At 66.6% G+C, this 21,217-nt stretch carries 6 protein-coding genes; all 6 read right to left on the reverse strand.

Annotation, left to right across the window (positions count from 1 at the left end; genetic code table 11):
• Positions 1-218 precede the first annotated feature (218 nt).
• The 6 genes from D7X30_RS34155 to D7X30_RS34175 all read right to left on the reverse strand — a co-directional run bounded on the left by D7X30_RS34155 (position 219) and on the right by D7X30_RS34175 (position 21,045).
• Complete coding sequence (locus D7X30_RS34155) at positions 219-764, reverse strand: winged helix-turn-helix domain-containing protein (protein WP_120567161.1); 546 nt, start codon at positions 762-764, stop codon at positions 219-221.
• Between the two features lie 64 nt (positions 765-828).
• The gene (locus D7X30_RS34160) at positions 829-1,158 is read right to left on the reverse strand and encodes a hypothetical protein (protein WP_120567162.1); all 330 of its coding nucleotides are present in this window, start codon (positions 1,156-1,158) and stop codon (positions 829-831) included.
• Positions 1,149-8,819, reverse strand: coding sequence for a SpvB/TcaC N-terminal domain-containing protein (locus tag D7X30_RS34165; RefSeq protein WP_120567163.1), 7,671 nt, complete (start codon positions 8,817-8,819; stop codon positions 1,149-1,151). Before D7X30_RS34165 ends, D7X30_RS34160 begins: the two co-directional genes overlap by 10 nt.
• Positions 8,820-8,879: 60 nt before the next feature.
• On the reverse strand, positions 8,880-9,857 hold the full coding sequence (locus D7X30_RS34170; RefSeq protein ID WP_158619436.1) for a methyltransferase domain-containing protein: 978 nt from the start codon (positions 9,855-9,857) through the stop codon (positions 8,880-8,882).
• Positions 9,854-10,813, reverse strand: coding sequence for a hypothetical protein (locus D7X30_RS42090; protein ID WP_158619437.1), 960 nt, complete (start codon positions 10,811-10,813; stop codon positions 9,854-9,856). The genes D7X30_RS34170 and D7X30_RS42090 overlap by 4 nt, the downstream gene beginning before the upstream one ends.
• Positions 10,814-10,851: 38 nt before the next feature.
• Complete coding sequence (locus D7X30_RS34175; protein WP_147443385.1) at positions 10,852-21,045, reverse strand: neuraminidase-like domain-containing protein; 10,194 nt, start codon at positions 21,043-21,045, stop codon at positions 10,852-10,854.
• Positions 21,046-21,217: the final 172 nt, after the last annotated feature.

Genomic DNA, 21,217 nt, shown 5'->3' on the forward strand with positions numbered 1-21,217 from the left:
GCTTCACCGCTCCAGCCCTGAACTCTGGGCTGAAACTACGCCGCTGCCGCCGCTGCCTCTTCTCGCTTTCCGACATCCCACACCCTTCCATCACATCGGGGGTGTCCACGGAAGCGGGGGACTCTCAGGAGCCACCAGTGCCACCACGCTGGACACTTCACGTCTCATGGAGACGCGTCGCAGTTCAGGCGGCTGGCCTATGGGAGCCCAGGTGGTACCTAGCTGGGCCCGAAACGTACTACCCGTCTCGTCCACGCAGGCAATGACTGCCCCTCGGCGCGCAGCCCCCTTTTAATGCGTGGCCAGTCCCGCTTCAGCCACGCCTCCACCAGCGCCTCGTCTCGCTCGCGAGCTTTGGGTTTGGGCCGTTGCACCGACAAGCCCAGCCGGTGCAGTGGCTCCGCCAGATAGTTGGGGTGGTAATGCACGCCGTAGCGACGCTGGATGAGCTGGGCCACTCGCTTCAGTGTCCACCTTTCGGTGGTGAAGCCCGCCGTCTTGGCTCCTGCTTCCACCACTCCCTTCACCTCCAGCCACTGCCCATCCGTCAGCTTCGAGGGGCGCCCGCTTCGCGCTCGGGACTTCAGCCCGGCGACTCCTGCCTCCTCGATGCGTCGAGCCCACTCGCATGCCGTACTCGGGCTCACGCCCATCTGGCGCGCGACCTCCGCCTGCGTGTAGCGCCCACTCTCCAGCAACCGGGCCGCCTCCAACCGGCGCTCCTCCAGTTGCTCTGTCGTCAGCCTCCTCGGCTGCCACGCCATGAGAAGCCTCCTGCCTCCTCATGGCGTAACTCCCTTCACCCGTCGGTAACTTCCCTGAAGGGGATTAGAGCCTGTCGAGGTACTCGCGCAGCACCCGCACCACGTCGTCCTCGCTCGCATTCGTGGGCTCCGAGAACTGCAGCTTTGAATCGACGAAGGCCACCCTGTACTCGTGTTCCTCGGTCCAGGCTACGTCCACGCGCCGCTCCGCCTGACCCCGCGCGAGCACGAGCGATGCCATCGATACGACCGGATGCACTTCGGCGAACGCTGCGTTCTCCTTGAGCACAAGGGCCACCTTCCTCATCGCGGCCAGCGTTGGATGGAGCACGCGATAACGCTCCAGTCGATCGAAGGCCTCGTCGACCTTGTCCCATTCGTCAGCTATCGCCATGGTTTCAGTGCCTCCTCAAGCGCAGCGCCAGTGAGGCGCTCTCCTTGGCGGAAGAAGTCAGTGGCTGCTTCCCACCGCTTCGTTCCGAGAATCTGGAGCAGCTCCCATTCTGTAACCCCGCCCTTGATAGCCGGATCCAATCCTGTCAGGTCGAATTTGATGCGCCCGCCATTCTCGATGAATGTATCCACGATGGTGGCGAACTTACTCATGAAGACTTCCCGTTGGGCCAGGAAGGGGATCCTCAGGAAGCCTTTGTCCCATGCTCCGAATACGGAGACCGCGCCCTGCGAAGCACTGAACTTGTCGAGCGTTTCAGAGAGTCCCAAGGCCAGGTTGGTGCCCTTGGGGATTGGCGTCGTTCCCCCCAACTCCTTCGCGAGCCTCCCTGCGGCGGCGACAGGCGCGCTCGCCGCTTTCTGCCGGGACGGCTTGGGCGGACCTTCGGCCGGCTGGCGAGCGGGAGGCTTCTTGCCAGAGGGAGGCGGCGGCTTGCTGGAGCCCCCGTCTCCCTTGTCGCCCGCGTTGGACATCATGTGAACGGTGCTCCCGGCGTGCGCAAGGGCCGAGCCGGCGCGCACCCCTTGCACCGCCTGCGCGAAGCGTGGCGTTGTCTCCACGACGGCCGGGACGAGGTGGCCCGTGGTCGACAAGGCCACTCCGAGCCTGGGGCCTCCGGCTGCCGGGCCCGCTGGATTCACGAAGCCCAGTGTGACGTCGACAGCCGTCCCGAACGCTTCCGCCTTCTGCTTGTCTTCTGTAACGAGCTGGGCCGCCCCCGTGGCCAGGTGCTCGACCGCACTCCGCTCGTTGCGACCCGAGAAGACCTGCCGCCATCCAACCTCCCAGTCGGAGTACCCATGAACCATGGCTACTCCGCCTGCGACTTGAGCGGCGACTGGAACCTCTATCTGAACGAAGACGGCGGCTCCTCCAACCATTTGTAAGGCGCCACCCAGCGCTCTCACCCCGCCCCAGAGACGGGTCGACACGGAACTCTCCTCCGCACCGTCAGGGTCGTGGAGTCCGATGGGGTTGTTCAGCACGTAGACGTAGAGGTCCCCTCTCCATAATGGGTCCGCACTCGTCCACCGCCCGATGGACGGCGCGTAATATCTCGCCCCGTGGTCGTAGAGCCCGCTTTCCTCGTCCCGCTCCTTCCCGGAGTACCGATACCGCTTCGGCGCCTCTGTCTGGCTTCTCACCCCGTGATATGCGGTCCCGCCAAATGGATAGTACTCCTCGTACGAGATGATCCGCGCCGCTTCCGACCCGTCGAGCTCCAGGCTGATCGAGCCCAGGTGGTTGCCAAGCTGATAACGCACGAGCGAGGCCGAGCCGTCGTCCGTGCGCGTCTCCACGAGCGCGATGCGCCGCTCATCGTCGCTCACGGCGAGCGTCTCGCGCTCCAGCGTCAGCGTCTCGCCATCCCCGGCATACTCCCGATAGATGTCGAGCGCCCCCAGGTAATTGCGTTCTTTGCTCCGCGTGGGTGTCTGCCCCGGCCCGGCCTGACGCTCGGTGACCTTGCGTACACGCTGCCCAGCGGCGTCATAGATGTAATACGTCATCTCCTGCGTGCCGCCGCTCTGCACGGCTTGTCTGGACGACGCCTGAAGCCGATCTCGACAGTCCCACTGCATTACGGGCAGGTGGGGCATCGTCACCATATTCCCGTGCTCGTCGTGCGTGTAGACGAGCTTCGGAGCGTCGCCCACCTCCGTGCTGCTCAGTCGGTTGCTCGACGTCACCTGCTCAAGCAGACTTGGCTCGTTGTAGTTGTATGAGCGCGTCCATCCTGTGTTCTGCGGGCTTGTCCCGCGATGCATCAACTCCAGGATGTTGCCGACCTCATCGTAGCGGTACCGCTCCCGGTACAAGCCCATCGCGCTGCGATCGTTCGGATGCTGCAATCCCACGCGCGGTGCGTCGCTGTCGCTGGTGGGTACCGGTATGCCGCCGACCTGGCCCAGGTGCTCCCTTCCAGTCGCCTCGACCAGTCGGTAGACGGCGTCGTAGGTATACTCCCAGGCGGGTTCGACGACGGCGTTCGCGAAGTAGGTCGTCTGTTGGGCGCTGTCTCGGATGTGCGTGATGTTGCCGGTCGGGTCAAAGGTATACGCCAGATCTTGCAGCACATCCGCGCCGCCGCCTCGCGTCGTGACGAGGTGCACGAGCTGAAAGGTCTCGGGATCGTACGTGAGTCCAGTCCGGGCGCCATTCCCATATTCAATCAGCGTCCGCTGGCCCTTGGCGTTGTAGTCGAGGTTGTCGACGAAGGTGGTGAGCGTGTCTCCACCTCGGAGCTTCGCCTCGATTCGCTCCAGGAGTCGTGCTTCGTTGTACGTCGGAAGGATGCGGCTCTCGTCCGGCGTGCGCAGTTCCACCGGGCGGTTCAGTGCGTCGTATCGCGTGCTGCTGGCGAACGCCTCTGCCTCGAGCGCGACCTCATTTGACCAGTCGAGGGTGCGCTTGTAGTCGACCGCGAACTGTCTCTCTGTCCGTAGCAGGTTGCCCTTGAAGTCATATGCCTCATCCCGCCCTTTCGCCGGGTCATGGCCCATGTTGGTGACGACGCCCGCACCGTCGTGGTGACGAAGCACGCGCGTCCGTAGGTTGAGGCCGACATCGTCGGGCTGTCCCTCGCCGTACTCGATCTTCTCGTATTGGCTCTCCCTGCTCGGATGATCGGGGTCCGCACCCGTCACGAAGCTTCCCTCCGGCCGCCGGAGTTCGTCGTATTCGGTACGGAAGGCGTGACCGCGGCTGTCCCAGGCGCGGAGGGGCTTGCCCTCGACGTCGTTCAGCGTCCATCGCTCGCCCGCTTCCATGCTGGCCTGGTGAATCCGGCTGCCCAGCAGGTTGTACTCGTAGCGCATGGCGACGCGGGCTTTGGCGTCGATCACCTCCCGCTGGTTGCCCTCGATGTCGAGCACCATCCGCGTCGCATACATCTCCTCGACTGAGATCCCATTCTGCTGCGCTCGATTGTGCGCCACGGTGAGGAACGGCCGGCCGAGCGCGTCGAGGTAGGCGACCGTCGGCGTCCCCGCGTGCGCCGCGGCCTTGTCCGCCGCGGCCTTCTCCTCCGCGCCCAACGAGCCATTCTTACGCCGGTCGTGCCATGTCGGCAGGTATTGCTCCAGGGGCAATCGCTGGAAGAAGTCGCCGACGTCCGGATCAGCTCTGGGATCCGCTTGCAGGACGGTGTCGTTGACATCCCACGTGTCCTGTTTCCATGCATCGAAGACGATCTTCTCGTAGGTGTGATTGGGGTGCAGCGTGGCAACCACGCGCTCGAACGGGTCGTAGAACACGATGGAGCTGACCCCGTGCACCGTGCCGAACTCCGAGCGATGCGTATTGCTGAAGAACGGCTCGTACTTCCGGACGGGTTTTCCTTTGTTGTTGAAGATCGTCCACCCGCTGCCGACCCAGCGCGGGCTCACGGTGGGGCCGCCCGGGCTGATCGGCCCCGGCTCCGCCTGGAGCTTCTTCTGGATCTCGCGGCCGAAGCCGTCCGAGTACGAGAAGCTGTGCTGAATCTGGGTCTGCTGACCAGGCAGGAGGTCGGCGTCGTGCGTCTCTCGTTCGAGGGTGTAGACCACCGCGGCTTGCGGCTCGGAATCCGACGCCGTGCGCTGGTAGGCAAAGAGATCGTAGACCAGCCGGGTTGTGGCGCGCTGGAGGATGCCGTGGGGGGCCGCGAGTGGGTCAGTGACGTGCGCGGCGATGACGTCCCCTGGCAAGTCCGGCAAGAAGCCCGCGAGCGAATCGCCGAGGTGCTCCTCAGGCTTGCCCATGACCGCGGTACCCACCACCATGCCGAGCGCGTCGAAGGCCACGGCCGCGCGGTTGCGGTTGGGATTCATCACCCGCGCCGGCTGGAGGACGCGATAGTCATTGCCGTTCTCGATGAGTGCGCCGGCTGGCGCATGGACACCGACTGTGACGAGGTTGCCTGCCGGATCGCGCGTCTGCACGATGAGAAGATCATACGGATCGTACGTGACCTTGGTCGTCTTCCCGAAGGGGTCGACGAACCGGCAAGCCATGAAGAAGTGCTTCTTTGCGTAATCGAGTTCCGCGGTAGCGGTGTCGTTGTCGTGCGGGGAATAGAAGACGCGCCCCGAGGGGATCCACCAGCCAGGATTGACGGCGTCTTCTACATAGCCGCCGCGCGTCAGCATTGAGTCGGTGACACGGTCTCCGTAAGTCGAGGCGACGAGCCCCGGCGTGAGGGCCAACTGTTCGACCCGATCAGGCAGTGCCCTCGACTCGAGGTGGCCGAGCGGGAGCGGCCCGCTCAGGTCATCCTTGCGGTAGAACGTGCGCGTCCGTTCGATGAGCCGCCGGTAGGCGTGAGCCGTTGTCGTGCCCGCACCCGCCAGATCCTCGTAAGCGAGATCGTAGCCGTGCTGGAGACCATCGACAGCCGACGCCATCTCGTCGAAGCGGAAGAGGTTCGTCACACCCGCGAGGTTCGACACCGGGTTGAGCTTCGAGATTTCGTACGTGCGGCTGTCCGCCACGAGCGGCGCCCGATAGGCCTGTTCCTGCTCGACGGCGTTGGTGGTTGTGTTCTCGGTCCAGGTGATCCGAAGAGTCTTTTGCTGCTTCGAGTCTTCGTCGGTGAGCTCCGGAGCCGGATCAGCGTGTCGGCGCCCGTAGCCGATGGCAACGGACCGGAGCACGTTGCCATAGGTGTCGACGTCGAGCGTGAAGACGTGCGTCACCCGCGGATCCGCGATCCGGTCCACGCCGACGTCGTAGAGCTTGCGCTCGTAATGAAACTCGATGGCCTCACGCGGGTGGATGAAGAAGACGCCGTGTCTTTCCTTGCCGCGCGGTTGGACAGGAACGACCGTGTAGTTACGCTCCGACACGCGGTACGGGCGGTGCGCCGCTTCGGTGCCGTCGAATGCGTAGACCTCCTGGCGTAGGATCGATCCCTTGAGCGCGCGGCACGCTTCGCGCATGTCGTCTGCGGCGCTCCCGCCAGGCAAGACTGTGATGTTGAGGAGCATGGCGCGGAACTGCGCCGTGGTCAGGCCAGGCTCGCGATAGTACTCATCCTCGTAGCACCGCGAGATTCGGTCGTCCTCGAAGAATGCTCCAGCGTGGAACCACGTCTTGGTGAGCACCGGCGGCACGTAGGAGGCCGCGTCGATGTTGTCTCCGGCGGGGAATACGCCGTTCGCAGTGAGCGCGCGAAGCTCCTCCGTGTCCCACTGCTCGACGCGCCCGAAGCCCCTGAACTCCCGCTCCACACCGTCGTAGTAGCCATGGTGATAGGCATATCGGGTGACGAAGTGGTTGCGGCTGATGCGGTCGAACGTCTCCACCCGCTCCACGACGTGGATGGGGAAGGGGAGACGGGTGACCCACGGCTCGCCCGCGGCCTTGTCGGCGAGGTAGAAGCGGGTCGACGGCGCATACGTGATGCGTGTCTCGGCACCGAGGTTGTTCTTCGACGAGACGAGCACGTGCGGCTTTTCGCCCCCCGTCAGGTCAACGTACCTGAGCGGATGGCTCACGACTCCGGGGCCGGAAGACGACCAGACGAGACATGCGGTGCCCCTGCCGAGCAGATCGGTGACGGTGAGGCTGGAGAAGGTATCGACCACTGGGAGCGTGTCGATGACCTGCGGCTGCGAGAAGCCGTTGCCGGACTGATTGAGGAAGATCGCGACGCCGTCCCGGCCGACGTAGAGGATGTCAGTCGTGCCCGAGCCGTCGACGTCCGCGAAGCGGATACGCTTGGGATCGAAATGGTTCGGAGAATCGAAGCACGGGCTTCGATCCATCGTGACCTTGGGGCCGAAGCGGCCGTAACCCAGGTTCGGCCAATAGCAGATTTCGCCGTTGCGGACGCGCACGAGGTCGGCGAGGCCGTCGCCGCTCATGTCGGCGAGATGGACCGAATCGGTGCCGTCGGCGAAGACGACCGCCGGGCCTTTTTCCTCGTCCCAGGGCTTGCTCACGCGCAGTGCTGGTTCGAAGCCCTTTTCGGCGAGCGAACGATACCACACGAAGGCATCGTGCTCGGTGATGAGCACGTCAGGATGCCCGTCTCCATCAAGGTCGACGGTGCGGATATTGGCATCGCCCCAATCGATGTTCGGCACTGCGCGGAACGCGGTGAACGGCTGCCAGGATCCCTCTTTCGTACGGGCGAAGTATCCGGAGAGCGGCGGTGCGTATCGGACGAGATCGAGCTGGCCGTCTCCTTGGATGTCCGTGAGGTGTTGGAATCCGCCCCGGAGTTCGGCTGGGCTGGGCAAGGAACGCAAGAGAGCCGGTGGCGCGAGCCGGCCCCCGCCGAGGTTCGCTTTGTAGTACCAGCCGCGCTCGTAGGCTTGGAGCACGCCGGGGATCCCCTCGCCATCGAGATCGACCCATTGCGCCGTCACTCCATCGACGCCGGCTGGGAGCCCATCACAGCTCGCCCGATCCACGAGTTGTACCGTGTCGTGGAGCTTGGTGAGGCGCGCGTAGTCGAGCTCAAGCGGTGGCAGCATGGCGCGCGTGTACGAGGACGCCATCTGATTGCGCGTATAGCCCGCCTGCTCTACCTTCGTGAGGTACGAGAGGACCGGGCTCTCGTCGTAGGTGAAGTCCGTGGAGCGGACCAGGCAGGGCGTCTCGCCGAGCTCGGCGAAGCGGTGGAACATGAGGACGCGGCGGCAAAGCCGGTAGGTGCGAACCTCGAAGCCGGCACGGTGGACCGAGAACGGATCCGGCCGGAGCGACCAGGGAGTGGCTTGCGCGTCGTCGGGTGTGGGCGCAGCCCTGTCGTGCTCGCCGTAGTCGAAGACGACCTCGAAGAGCCACGCGGACGGGTCCGCGGGCGCAGGCTCATTCACCGCGAGTGGGGCGCGGTTGCCGTATTGGATGCGCTTGAGGTAGCGCTGGGCCATCGGGAGCAAGCGGAAGGCTTCTCCCGGATTCCGCTCGAAGCGATTCGCTTCGCTCGTCTTCGCGGGATCGACGCCTGCGCCGTCCTCGGGCTTGTAGGTGTAGCGCGCGACGTTGCCACGATCGTCGCGGGTCTCCTCCAAGAGCCAGGAGAAGACTCGAGCGTCGGGCGATGCGGGATCCGCGATTCGAGCGCCGGCGCTCCGGCCGTAGATGCTCTGCACGTTGTCGCGCGTGAGGATCCGCCAGTGGACGTCGCCCGTGGTCTCATTTGTCCAACGCTCGATCCGCGCGAACGGCCCCTCGACGCGAGGGCGGTAGCGCTGGATGTGGCAGCCGTCACGCGGGGGGATTGGGGGCGAGTGGATGGGGACGAGATCCTCGGCGCTCGAGAGCACGAAGACATCCGATTCCTCGGCGTCGAGGTAGCGGGGGAGTCCCTTGTCAGTCTTGCGCGTGATAGCGGAGACAGAGCAGTGCCAGCCGATGCCGAACGGCCCGTTGCCGGCTCCCGAGTTGTAGCCGAGTTCGAGGTGCAGATTGAAGCCGCTGCGGCCCGGACTGGTCGTAATGGGGACGGCGAGCGTGGCGGTCCCAGTGGCAAGGTTGGTCGAATACTTCTCGCCGATGCCACGCAGGGCGCCGCCACCCTTGGGAAGCGACAACGTTGGCGCGGTCGGGACGGACGCACGGATGGGCGTCTGCCCTTGCCTTGAATCCTCTCTCGTACGACGTTCTGCCATCGTCCCTCCTTACGAGGATCCCTCAAGGTGCATGCAACGAAATTGGAGGCGCCTATGGGTTCAAGAACGGGAGAACACGGCCATCTGCGTGGGGGGACCCAGCTTTGGATCATCGGGGCCGATTCCCGCCCACCGGGCCTCGTAGTTGGCGCGGCGCGCGACATCGCCCATCCACGCGTGGAACTCGGCGCGCGTCCATTCGAACCGGTGATCCGGGTGACGGAAGTACGGGCCGGGCCCGGAGTGCCACTTCACGTTGTATTCGGCGTTGGGCGTGGTGATGACGAGCGTGGCCGGCCGCACGTAGTTGAAGAGCACGTGCTCGAACGCGGCGCGCTGCGGCGGATCCATGTGCTCGATCACCTCCACGGCCGCCGCGGCGTCATGGCCGAGCAGTCGCGGATCCCGGTGCGTCACGATGCCGAGGTACACCTGCACGCGTCCTTGCTGCTCCGCAGTGAGGTGCTGTGACAGCCGGCGGCGCGCCGCGGCCAATGACTCGTCCGACAGGTCGACGCCCGTGAGCTGTTCGTAGCGCGACTCCCGTGCGAGGAGCGACAGCAGGGCACCGCTGCCGCAGCCGAGATCCAGCACCCACCGCGCGCCCGACTCCCGGAGCACCCGGCTCACCGCGTCCAGTCGCTGCTGCTGCAGGCCGGCCCGGGGATCGGCCGGGAGAGAGACGGGCTCCCGTCGCGAGGCTCCAGCCAGGCGGGGCGGTCCTCCTTCCGCCGCCGAACCGCGCGCCATCAACTGGCGCGAGGCCATGAATCCGGCGCGGACATGGGGGTCGAGGAACTGGCTGTCGACGACGTCGGAGTGGAAGCCTGCCAGGCGCTCGACGTCCCGAGTTGCCTCATGAAGCCGGGCCGAGGGAAGCCCTTCCACGGCGAGATCCAGGTCGGACCGGCGATCCTGCTGCTCCCCACGACCGAGTGACCCGAACACCCACACGCGCGAAGCCCCTCGCTGATACAGCAGCGCCGCGGCCCTCCGGGCGATCTCCATCCGCTGCTCATCGAATGCGGAATGTGTCATCGGGTCACTCCCGCGGGGCACAGGTATACGTTGAGGAGGGGGGGAGTGCCGGGCGCCACGCGCACGCTGACGACGGCGATCTCCCCATGCGAGGACGTAGCTTCGGGGCGGACGGCCTCCATCCAGCGACGGAAGGCACGCCATGCGTCGGGACGTCCGGCGAGGACCTGCTCGACCGCTGCGTGACGCGCGGCGGGAGAAGGGGCCAGCGCGCCGGGCAACAGCTCCAGTTTGAGCTCCCACCCGGCGGGCTTCCGGCGCACACCGATGATGGCGGAGTCCGGTGGCAGTACCAGCCTTCCCTCCGTCAGCAGGGTCACGGTCTGGAGGAAGGCGGGCAGCGACCCGGTGATGCCCGCTTCCGCCGCGAGTCCTTCCAGGCCACGCAGGCGCAATCCCTGGCGGCACAGCAGATAGAGGCGCTCGGCGACGCCCTCCCTCCCCAGGGCGGTCGAGTGCAGGTGCGGCTCGACTCCTGGCAGCAGCGCGGAGACCCTGCTTGCCTCTTCTCGCACGCGTGAGGGAAGTGACTCGAAGGGACCCGTCTCGCGATACAGCTTGATCTCCGCGAGCCCGGTGGCATCGATCGCGGCACCGAAGAACGCGCCAAAGCGAGCGGCCTCTTCCTGGACATGGCCTCGCCACTGCTCGGACGCGGCGTCGAACGCCGTGGCCAGCGCATGCGGAAAGGCTTGCTGGGCCTGGGCTCGCAGTGCCTGTTCCACGTGGGCAAGCCGCTCGCGTGGCGCGAGCAGGAGTCCGAAGGGCTCCGCGTCGAGCCGGAGTTGATGCGGCGCGCTCTCCGAGAACGACACCTCCAGGGGCAGCGCGCCCGGCACGAGCGCGTTCCCGCTGTAGCGGGGGTCTCCTGCTGGCAGCGCGAACGTCCGCTCGAACAGTTCGCCCAGGTACGCCGAGGGGGCCCGCGCGCCGAGCCGATGGGCCGCCCCGTCCATCCAGGCCTGGAGCGCGGGCCACGCGGCTCCCTCCGGGGCTAGAACGTGTAGTGGCATAGCAGCCCGAAATCGCGAACCAGCTCCGGGTTGATGCGCTTCACGGTGCCTCCCGGCGTCACCACGTCCATGAGCAGGGGCTCGGGGACGGTGGTGGCGTCCAGCGTCCATGCCTGCGGGGCGCCGTCCGGGATGAGCACCCCCGTGCCGAAGCTGATGGAGTCGAAAGGCACGTTCCCCAGGCGGGCCTTGCCGCGTCCGGGCTCCACCTGCTGCGGAGGCGTGGAGCCGGGCGGCTTCAGCGTGAGGATCAGGTGATTGACGTCGTCATACGTGGACCCTGGCCTCAGGCTCAGGAAGAGCTTCAGTCCGTCGAGCTTGAGCGCCCGATCCTGCAGCGTGCTGGGAAAGAGGTCTCGCGAGAGGGGGAGCGACAAACGCTGGGCCACGGTCTGTCCGTCCGGCGGGTACAGGAACGCGTGCCACGCATCGGGGAACTCATGGCGCGCGCTGAAGAGCCGGTAGAGCCCCTTGCGGCCTTCCTCGAGCTCCATCTGCCGGAGCGCGTTGTCCAGTTGGGCCAGGGCCGCCTGCTTGAGCGGCTCGCCGCCGTCGCGGGCCGTGTAGCGCACGTGCAGGACCACGTCCGTCATGGTGCGGTAGTCGAACTGCCGGAACTGGGTGGGCAGCTCCAGGCGCCACGAGCTGATGGCCCCGGCGCCCTCGAACGGCAGGTAGCGCTCATCGCGGTGATTCAGCTCGAAGAGACCGCTGTCCTCCCGGCCGGAGCTGGTGACGACCGACTGGATGCCTCCGCTGTTGTAGACGAACCGCGTGTCGTCGGGTCCTGACCACGCGTGGGCCGGAGTGGTGCGCGTCTCCTTGCGGATTCGGTTTCCCAGCAGCGTGAGCTTGCAGGAGATGCTGGCGTAGGGGCCGACCACGGCGGGGATGGTGAGGCTCACCGACTTGATCCGGCGCATGTAGTGCCCGGGATGATCGACGTCGAAGATCGCCTCGGGGAGCTGGACGAAGCAGCTGCCCGTCTCCTGGAGCGAGACGAGCGCCTCCGGGTGGAGCGCCGCGAGCGAGATGTGCTTGGTGATCTCGTATTCGCGCCGATTCTGGTCAAGATAGGCGTTCTCCATCCGCTTCAGGTCCTGGAAGAGGCGCTCGCCCGCCAGCAATCCCTTCCGTAGGCTGTCCCAGTAGCCGAATTTGATGAAGCTCGACTCCTGGAGCCCCAGCTCGAAGCGGAAGGCCCGCTCGGTGCGCTTCGCCACCTCGTAGGCGAGCTGGTACGCCTGGAAGTAGATCGAGGACACCTGCCCCACGGTCCAGTCGAACAGCTCGCGGTTCGTGTACTTCGTGCGCATGAAGTCCACGATGCTCCGTGACTGCTCCATCTGCTTGCGGTGGCTGTCCAGATCCAACTGCGTGATCTGCTCGCGCAGGAGCGCCGAGGCGATCTGCTGATCGATATGCAGGATCTCCTTCGCGGCGAGGTTGCTCTGCAGGGCCCAGTCGCTCTCGCGCATCATGAATTGGGCCAGCCGGGCCGCTCGGCTCCCGCCGTAGGCGGAAGCCGAGGAGTCGCTGCGGTGACGGTTCGCGACAGCCCCCATGGCCGCGACCAGGTTCGAGCCTCCGAACGAGACGCCCGGACCCACGCCCCAGGGCTTCACGTCGAGGGCTAGGTTTGGGATCGCCGCGAGGATGCTGCCCACGAACTCCCAGTCCGCCGCGGTTCCCTGCTGGTCGTGGGACAGCTTGAGCTGATCCAGCTCCTGCTTCTCGTGCAGGGTGAGCTTGGTTCCTTCCAGGCTGATGGTGGCCAGGTCGGGCGGCGCCTGCTCCGGGATGGCCGCTCCCTCGGCGGGTGCCACCGGGCTCGTGACGCCCAGCATCCGCTGGTAGTACTTCCAGCGCTCGACGGCGGTCTCTCGCGAGGCGCGTAGCGCGACGACTGCCTGCGTGGCCTCCGCGTGCTGCTGTTGCCGGGTCGCCTCCACCAGCGCCAGGAGCGTTGCCTCCTGGGTCGCGCGTTGGAGCGCCAGCTCTTCAGCGTCCCGCTTCTCCAGTGCCGTCTGCAGCGCCGAGCCCAGCGACTTGAGCTCCACCGCGAGCTCGGTGGCCTTCTGGCTGAGCAAAGTGAAGCGGTAGTGCGGCATGGCCGTGTCCAGGTCGCTCAGCGCGCTCGACAAGTCGACGCCAGCGGCGGCGGCCCGCACCAGCAGCCCGGGATCGATGCGAGGCTCGAAGAGCGGCAGTTCCCGGACCACGCCTTCGATGTTCATGCAGTGCCGGATCTTGAAGAGCCGGTCGGAGACGGTGTCCCAGTAGCCGAGCAGCTTGTCGTTCGGAGGCACGCAGAAATACAGCAGCTTGGGCAGCGGAGGCGGCGTCCCTGCCGGGACGGCGACGGTGTCGGGTCGTGGCGCCGGGACGATCTGCTCCAGCTCCACCAGCTTGTTGGAGAGGCTCGTGAGCGTCGGGTCCAGCGAGTTGTACGTCTGCACCTGGGGCAGCGCGCGCGGCGGGATGCTCGTCGGCCCGCGCCCGAGGATTTCCGCGGCGAGCACGTAGAGCTGGGTGGCCTCGTTGAGCGACTCGATGGTGTCCTGTCTGAAGAGCTGATCACCCCAGGCGATGAGGTTGTCCAGATACTTCATCACCACCGACTTCTGGTACGCGGCCTGCCGGAGCCGTGCGATCGCATGCGGGTCGAACGGGTGGCTGCGCCACTCGGAGACCTGTTGATCGAGTTCGGGATCCGAGAGCCCCTTGGCCAGCAGCGTGAGCAGGTTGTCGATGCGTTGCTTCGCGTAGTCCGCCTGGGTCTGCTCGTAGAAGGGCCTGGGACGCCAGTACTTCTGGGGGACCACGGTGTCGGCCGTGTTGGTCGGATCGAAGATGAAGTGGAACCAGCGTTGTGCTTCTTCGAACCGCTGGTTCTGCGACAGCCGCGAGGCGATGAGCAGCGGCGCGTGGAAGAACAGCTCCCAGTTGTATTGGGAGTACGCGCCGAGCCGCGTGAAGTCGACGTCCTCGACCGGGTACTGGTCCTCCGTGACGGGGTCTCCCCGGCTGACCAGCACGGTCGGCGAGTAGCGTGCCTTGAAGGTCTTCGCGGACTGGAGCTGGAGCTTGCGCCGCAGCAGTCCGTCCATGCCCCGCCAGTTGAGCTGCGAGATGAAGTTGCAGACGTACGGGTGATAGAAGGTCCAGAACCTGTAGCGGACCTCCACGGGCGCCAGGGGCGCCACGAGCGTCTTCTCGAACAGGCGCGAGTCCTTGATGTAGTTGGCGAGCGTGAAGCGCTTGCGGTCGCCCCGGTCGAGCACCAGGGTGACCTCCTGTCGGCGTAGGGGCGTCTTCACCGGGGACGCCGGGGTGGCCTGGGCCTCGCGGGCCTCCAGGGACTTGCCGGTCTGGAGCCGCCGGGCGCCGGTGCGTGGACCCACCCCCGCGGCCAGGAGCATGCGCTGCTCGGCGCGGGCGCGCGCCTTCTCGACGAGCTTCAGCCGCCGGACAGGGACGGGGTCGATCCGCTGCCTGACATCCAGCGGGCGCGCGAGGCGCCGGGGCTCGTAGTAGAGCGCACGCACGGTGTCGATGGCCGTGGGGGCCACCCGGGACGCGTCCGCCGCCCACGCGGACGAATTGACCTGCTGGGGCGTGACGAAGAACGTCTTGACGTCATCCTGGAAGAAGAAGGAGCCGTGGCCATTGATCGAGTTGTCATCGTAGGCGTACGCGAGGCTGTAGAGGCCGAGCATCCTGCTCAGCGCGGCTTCCTCGTTCTTCCCGTCCGGGGTGCGCGGCAGGTAGAGCGGTGAGCTGTTCGCCGAGGAGAACTGCATGCCGTCGACCTTCGTTCCCCGAGGAGGGAACACGCCGTAGACCTCCTTGGAGAAGATATCGATGCGTCCATTGCAGCCGGTGAAGCGGAAGCCCTTGATGACGGCGTAGTGGATCGTCGTCGTCTCGGTGGGCCCTCCGTAATAGGTGGGGGAGGTGGGAATCGTCCTCGTCAGCTCGGGATTCTCGTACTCGTACCAGATGCGCAGCGCGGCGCCGTCGAGCTCGGCGCGGAAGGTGTGCTTGCTCCTGCCGCCATCCGTCAGCCGTGCGTCCGGGACGATGTTGGAGCGGATCTTCTCCGCGGTGAGCTTCTTCGCCGTCCAGCGATCATGTCTGCGTTCGGTCCAGGCGAGCTGGATCTCGAAGTACTTCGTCGGTGCCGAGGGATGGGTGGTGTTGGTGTCCGGGGACTCGGTGAGCTCCGAGATGATCGGCCAGAACAGATGGATGCGGGAGTTCCAGACCACGGGGATGACCTGCGCTCCGCCGATGTCGCCCTCGATGCGCTCCCAGTGGGTCCATCGTCCGGCGCCAATGCGCTTCCGGTAGAAGTAGGCGGGGGTGCCTCCCCGTGTGCGCCCGAAGACGTGCAGGATCTCCGGCTGGAGCCCCTCCAGCGCGGGCTCTGGATACAGGCCTACGATCTCCAGCCGTGCGACCTCGTCGAGCTTCTCCAGGTAGCCGAGGAACGCGTCATCCGCGGTCTCTGAATTGATGTCCCCCTGGAGGAGCGAACTCTCCAGTTGCTCGAAGAGCGGCGTCTTGTCGTCCCGGAGCTCGGGCTCCAGCCAGTTCTCTGGATAGAGGAAGACCCTCCGGTTGGCCTCCCACACGCGGTAGCTCTTCATCCACTGCCACTGGAGCCAGCCTGCGTCGGTGAGCTGATCCGCGACGACGCCCCGGCCCGTCTCCAGCCCCATCAGGCAGCGCTGCACGAAGAGTTGCACGGAGCTGTTGGCCTGCTTGATTCGCGACGTGAGGAAGCAGGGCGACATCTCCACGTCGATGAGGAAGTGGGTGTAGAGGCTGTTGGCGCTGTCCCACGTCTGTCCCAGCGCGGCGTTGGGGCGGGGGACTAGGTAGGCCACCAACGCGGAGCGCTGGCGCTCGCGCAGGACGTCCCGCAGCTTCCGGGCCACCTCTGGCCATTCCGTCTCCGAGTACCGTGCCTTCACCGCGTTGAGGATGGCGCGCGCGTTGTCGGGCGTGAGCTCGGGCATGCTCCATTCCCGGCTGCGGTCGGCGGGGACCTCCAGTTGATGGAGGACCTTCATGAAGTCCTCCAGCCGCGACAGGCCGACCTCGTCGTTGTAGTCGTTGGGGAACGACGGGGCGACCATGGGGGAGGCGACGAGCAGCTCGCTCCTGGGCCAGCCGGTCCGTGTGCTCACCTCCTGGAGGAACTCGTCCAGCGTGGGGACGGGCGTGGTCCGCCGCGCGAGGGTGAAGAGGGCGGACAGCGCGGCTTCGCCTCGCGGGAGCCGGTCGCGGAGCTGGCACAGCGCGATGATCCGGAGCCAGCTCGCGAAGAGCACCGGCGTGGGCGTGGCGACGAGCGTGATGGGCAGCGCGTCAGGCTGGAGCCAGCCCGCCGTGACCTGCGCGTCATGGGCCCACGCCACCGGCCGTCGCACGACCGTGGGGCCGAAGTCGGAGAACCACGTGAGCTGCGAGGTCGTCAGCTTCAGCCGGGTGACGAGCAGCGCCGCCTTCTGCAACCGGGTGAAGGTCTTGAAGAGGTTGGGGAAGGACGCGGGCTTCAGCGGGACGTTGGGGTTGCTCTCCGCGTACGCGGGCGCGAGGAAGTCGGCGATGGCCTTCTGCCCGGCGACGGTCAGCGAGGGGAGCTGCCGGGTGAGCAGCTCGGTGGTGGCGCGGGGCTCCAGGGACAGCGCGCCCGACAGCCGCTGGATGACCGCCCCGGTGCTCAGGGTCGTGCGCAGGTAGGTGTGCAGCTTCCCCAGGATGAGGGCGAAGCGCTGCTCGGGCGTCTGCGCCGTGTCGAAGAGTTGCGCGATGTCCGCGTGGGTGACGAAGACGCTGTCCGCCGGGGGCACGTAGCCGTTCGGCGCGGCATGGAGCGCGTCGATGGCGGTCTGGTACGTGGCGTTCGCCGAGAGCCCGCGAAGGAGCGCGCGCTCGGTGTTGGTCATCATGCCGGCGAAGCGAAGCTGGCCGGCTGGGGCGTCATGGTAGATGCGGCCGCCCAGCTGCCGGGGGAACGCCATGCCGGTCGGCAGGTTCGCCAGCGCGGTCGAGAAGGTGGGCAGCGTGAAGGCCTTCATCTTCACCGCGATCAACGCGCGGGGTTGGTTGAAGAGGAGGTCCACCGCGCTCCGGTAGGCGGCGTCGTTGGACGCGTTTTGGAGGTCCGTTTGCTCGGCCAGGGTGAGGGGACCCTGGACGCGCAGCTTCGCTCCAGTGGCGTCATAGGACGCTCGTCCCTGGAGGGACGCCGGGAAGGTGAGGCCCGCCGGCAGCGTCGCCAGGGGCACTTCGTGGAGCACCTGGCCGTTGAGGGTATTGATCACCTCGTCGATGGTCTCCGCGGGCCACTGGAGCTGGGCCAACCTGCCTCGCGTGAGGGCGCCCGTCGGGTCCGCGCGGAGCGTGGTCTCGTCCTGGATCTTGAGGAGGTCTTCCCGGAGGGTGCCCAGCGTCGAGGCACTCTCCTCGTCCGCCGGGGCCAATCCGGAGGCCTGGGTGAAGCGGTGCCGCAGCAGGTAGTCGAGCTCCTCGACGCTGAACCCGGACACGCGCACGTTCGCGACGAGGTCCGCGAACAGGAGCGTGTCCACCGTCTGCGCGGGATTGAAGGGAGTGATGACCGCCAGCGCCATCAGCGCCAGCAGGTCGGGGAGCGCCACGCCCAGGCCCTTCGCGAGCTGGGTGTAGCGGTACAGCTTGGAGAGGTTGGAGAGGTTGAGCTTGTCGTCCGTGACGACGTCGGTGGTGAGCGCGAGCAGGTCAGCGGCGCTGATGCCCAGCGCGGCGAGGATGACGGGGACCTGCTTGGAGAGGCGGGCGCTGGCGGGATCCTCGGTGACGATGGCCAGCTCCGTGCCCAGGAGGCGGAAGGCCGGCTCCGCGGGCTTGCTCAGCGCAGGGTTCAGGAACACGCGCCTGTACAGCGACGCATCTCCCTCGATGTCGAGGGTGGACCAGAACGTCAGCACCGCTTCGACGGGCAGCTCCAGTTGCTGGGTCAGCCGCTGGACGTGCGAGAGCTTGATGAACAGCGCGTCGTCGATGCGGGCGTTCACGTCGGCGATGCCGCCGCTGAAGACGCCGATGGCGCGATCCAGATCCCGCATGCTCCATCCGAGCCGGCGCCACAGCCGCACGAAGCGATGCAGGCGGTCGGCCACCTCGGCGGTCAGTCCCTTCAGGATCAGCTTCGCGGTGTCACACGTCGTCAGGTCGGAGGCATCCGCGGATTCGATCCTGAGCGTGAGGCCCGCATGGATGAACTTGAGCTGGAGCAGGCTGATGAGCGCCTCGTACTCCAGCGCCGCCCGGTCAAGCACCACCCGCACCTGGGCCAGTGCCTCCAGCCAACCCAGGGACTTCACGACGGGGGCTGCCGGAGCGGCGGGGTCGAAGACGCTCACGGAGTTGCCCGTCTCCTTCAGCCCCCATGCGTCCCAGGTGTCCACCGCGCTCGCATGGGTGCCAACGCTCCCCACCGGACTCATCAGCCACCGGGCGCGGACGCCCGCCACGGGCGCCTGGAGCTGCACGAAGGCGGCACGCGCGGGGTCGCGGGTCCACGCTCCGGCGGCCACGGTGTACAGGCCGTTCTGCGCGGGATGCGCCTGGGCCGTCAGCAGGACGATGTCGCCCGCCACGAGCGACACGGTGCCCACCGTCTGCGTTCCCGACAGCGATGCGAGCGGGCTGGTGACGACGAGCCGCACCGGCCGTCCTCGCGAGAGGAGCTGACGCTCGACGGGGAGCAGCCCCAGGGACTCGGACGCGATGTCCAGGTGGGTGAGGGCGGTCAGCGGATCCGGGATGCGGACGGTCCGCATCAGGTCATGGCGCTTCACGCCCAGGTGGTCCAGGTAGTGCCGGGTCTCCTCCCACGCGAGGTCCAGCGGGAGCGTCCAGGGAAACACCGCCGCGCGGAGCTTGTCGTACGCGGCCTCGTTGCGGTGCTGGGGCGTGGCGCGCAGCTCCGCCGACGTCCCACTGCACTGGTAGGCCACCGGGCCCACCTGGAGCAGCCCCGTGGCCGTGTCCTTGCGGATGGGCCAGAGCTGCGCATGGTCGGTGATGAACCAGCGGGACGCGGCCTGCACCACCACGACGAGGTGGTTGGCGCCAAGCTGCACGCCATTCTGTGAAAAGGCCGCGCGGACCGCCGCCGACAGCGTGCGGTTGTCGAGGTCCGCTTGAAGGGACGCCGCCAGCGTGAACGTGGGGGGCGGTGAGACGGCGTTCTCCAGCAACTCGTTGACGAGGTCGACGTAGGGAAGCGTGAGCTGCGTGTTGTCGCACGTCAGCTCGATCTCCCCGAGGTCGGGCCGCCGCTCGAACAGGATGTCGCGCGCGTTCGTCGCAACCGTCGTGCCTCCAGGCAGCGTGCGGGTCTGCTTGCGCTCCTTCAGGAAGGCGAGCGCCTCGGTGTAGTAGGCGGCGGCGCCGTAGACGGAGCGGCAGTCTTCGCACTTGCACAGGTCCAGCGTGCCGAACAGCGACTCCAGGTTGGGAAGGCCCACGGGCGTCGCAGGAGCCAGCGCCGCCAGTTCCACGCGGTTGAACTCCTGGCCGTGGTTGGCCAGCAGATGGAGTGCGGAGGCGGAGACTTGGGAGGCCACGTCGTGGGTGTGCCGCGCCAGGGCCTGGGTCCCGAAGGCGCCCTTGAAGCGCGCGGAGAAATCATTGCGGTCGACCTGGGAGATGGCGAGCGCCGAGTCCAGTCCGGCATCGAGGAGCGACTTCATCCCGTCATAGCGGGGCGTCAGCTTGAACACCCGCTGCATGCCCTGGACGTGCGCCTTCACGCGCTCCGGGTTCTTGACGCTCTTCATCAGCGTGGGCGCTCCGGTGAGCGCCTGGGACACGTCTCCTCCACGCAGGTCGAACCCGGTTCCTCGCTCCGTGACATGGGTGAAGAACGCGCGGACGTCCTCGTCCAGGGTCTTGTCCTCCCGCGCGCGCCAGGCCACGGTCTCTGTCGGCAGCGTGTCATCGAGGATGCGGCGGATGGTGTCGGCGTAGACCAGCGTCCTTGCGCGCAGGTCACTCCCCGGGATCGAGGCGGGGATCCGATGCTCTTCAGGCACTTCGAGCCCGCCGATGATCTTCAGCCACTGCTTCTGCCCAAAACGCGCCAGCTCCTGGAAGGACTTGAATGTCCCTTCCGCGTGTAGCCGCAGCAGTTCCCGTACGAGCGGAGGGTGGTTGTTGGTCAGCGCGCCGAGCTGGAGTGTCAGTTGCAACTCCGGCACGCGGGACTTGAGCTTCGAGTTTGCTTCCAGACCCTTCCAGAACTCCGTCACCGGGCCCTTGTGGTCCAGGTACCTGGAGACGAAGTCCTCCCGCTGTTGCTGCTCGGGAAGCGTGGTGGCGATGAGATCTCCGAACCCCGGCGTCTCGTCCTTGGGGCTCAGGCTGGCGGCATTTTGCACGGCGGCCTGGTGGAGCTGCGCCTGGACCTCGTCCGTCTCGAGCTTGAGCTTGCCTGGGATGAGCCGCCGGGCCGCGGCCTGCTGCACCATGCGGCGAAGTGTGTCCGGCCCCTGGGCAAGCAGCGCCGAGAGATTCGTCCCCATGCCCTTGCGCACCAGGCCGTAGAAGAGTTCCGGGGACGCGAGCTTCGTCCTCGCCGCCAGCTTGTGCGCCACCACCAGCGCCGCCACCTTCTTGGGCGGCATGCCCGTGTGTCCCGCCAGGTACGAGAGGTCCTTACGGTCGGTATCCTCGGAGAGCTCCGCGAGCGAGACCCCCTGAAGCAGTGGCTTCAGCTCGGACATGAGCTGCTCGTACTCGGACCACATCGTTTCCGGCCCGCCCCTGACCAGGAGGCGGACCTTCTCCACCGTCTGCGCCTTGAAGATGATCCTCGACTCGGCCACGGGCTCCGCGACCCGGATGGGCTCGCCGGGAGTCAGGGGGGCATAGGCACGGACGACGAGATCCGCCTGCATCTTGTTCCGGCGGCGGAGTTGATCGATGGAGTACCAGAGCTCGAAGTTTCCGTGCTCATTGGTCATGCTCTCTGCGAGCAGCACCTCGTCGCGAAGGCCCTTGTCGAAGGCGCGCACGGTTGCGCCCGGAATGGCGAGGCCCTGTCGAAATGTGAGATTGCCACGCACCAGGAACTGGAACTCCGGGGAGCCTTCACCACTGGGAGGCGTCTGGTCCATGGCATTCTCCACGCACTTTCATGCATAGACTTGTGATGTGGCAAAAGCTTGCCGCCAATCGCCTGGCATTTGCAATGTTATGTTTGTCGGGACTCTGTGGGTGGGATCAGACTGCAGGCGCCATTGGGAGACGTGGCAGGTCAGAGCTGGTACGCCATACATCTGACGCGTG

Origin of the sequence: Corallococcus sp. AB011P (genome assembly GCF_003611605.1) — a bacterium.
Classification (GTDB): Bacteria; Myxococcota; Myxococcia; order Myxococcales; family Myxococcaceae; genus Corallococcus; species Corallococcus coralloides.

What these genes read in the sequence shown, in the direction of transcription:
- D7X30_RS34155 (WP_120567161.1), bottom strand. Translation starts at nt 764, where the DNA reads ATGGCGTGGCAGCCGAGGAGGCTGACGACAGAGCAACTGGAGGAGCGC.
- D7X30_RS34160 (WP_120567162.1), bottom strand. Translation starts at nt 1,158, where the DNA reads ATGGCGATAGCTGACGAATGGGACAAGGTCGACGAGGCCTTCGATCGA.
- D7X30_RS34165 (WP_120567163.1), bottom strand. Translation starts at nt 8,819, where the DNA reads ATGGCAGAACGTCGTACGAGAGAGGATTCAAGGCAAGGGCAGACGCCC.
- D7X30_RS34170 (WP_158619436.1), bottom strand. Translation starts at nt 9,857, where the DNA reads ATGACACATTCCGCATTCGATGAGCAGCGGATGGAGATCGCCCGGAGG.
- D7X30_RS42090 (WP_158619437.1), bottom strand. Translation starts at nt 10,813, where the DNA reads ATGGACGGGGCGGCCCATCGGCTCGGCGCGCGGGCCCCCTCGGCGTAC.
- D7X30_RS34175 (WP_147443385.1), bottom strand. Translation starts at nt 21,045, where the DNA reads ATGGACCAGACGCCTCCCAGTGGTGAAGGCTCCCCGGAGTTCCAGTTC.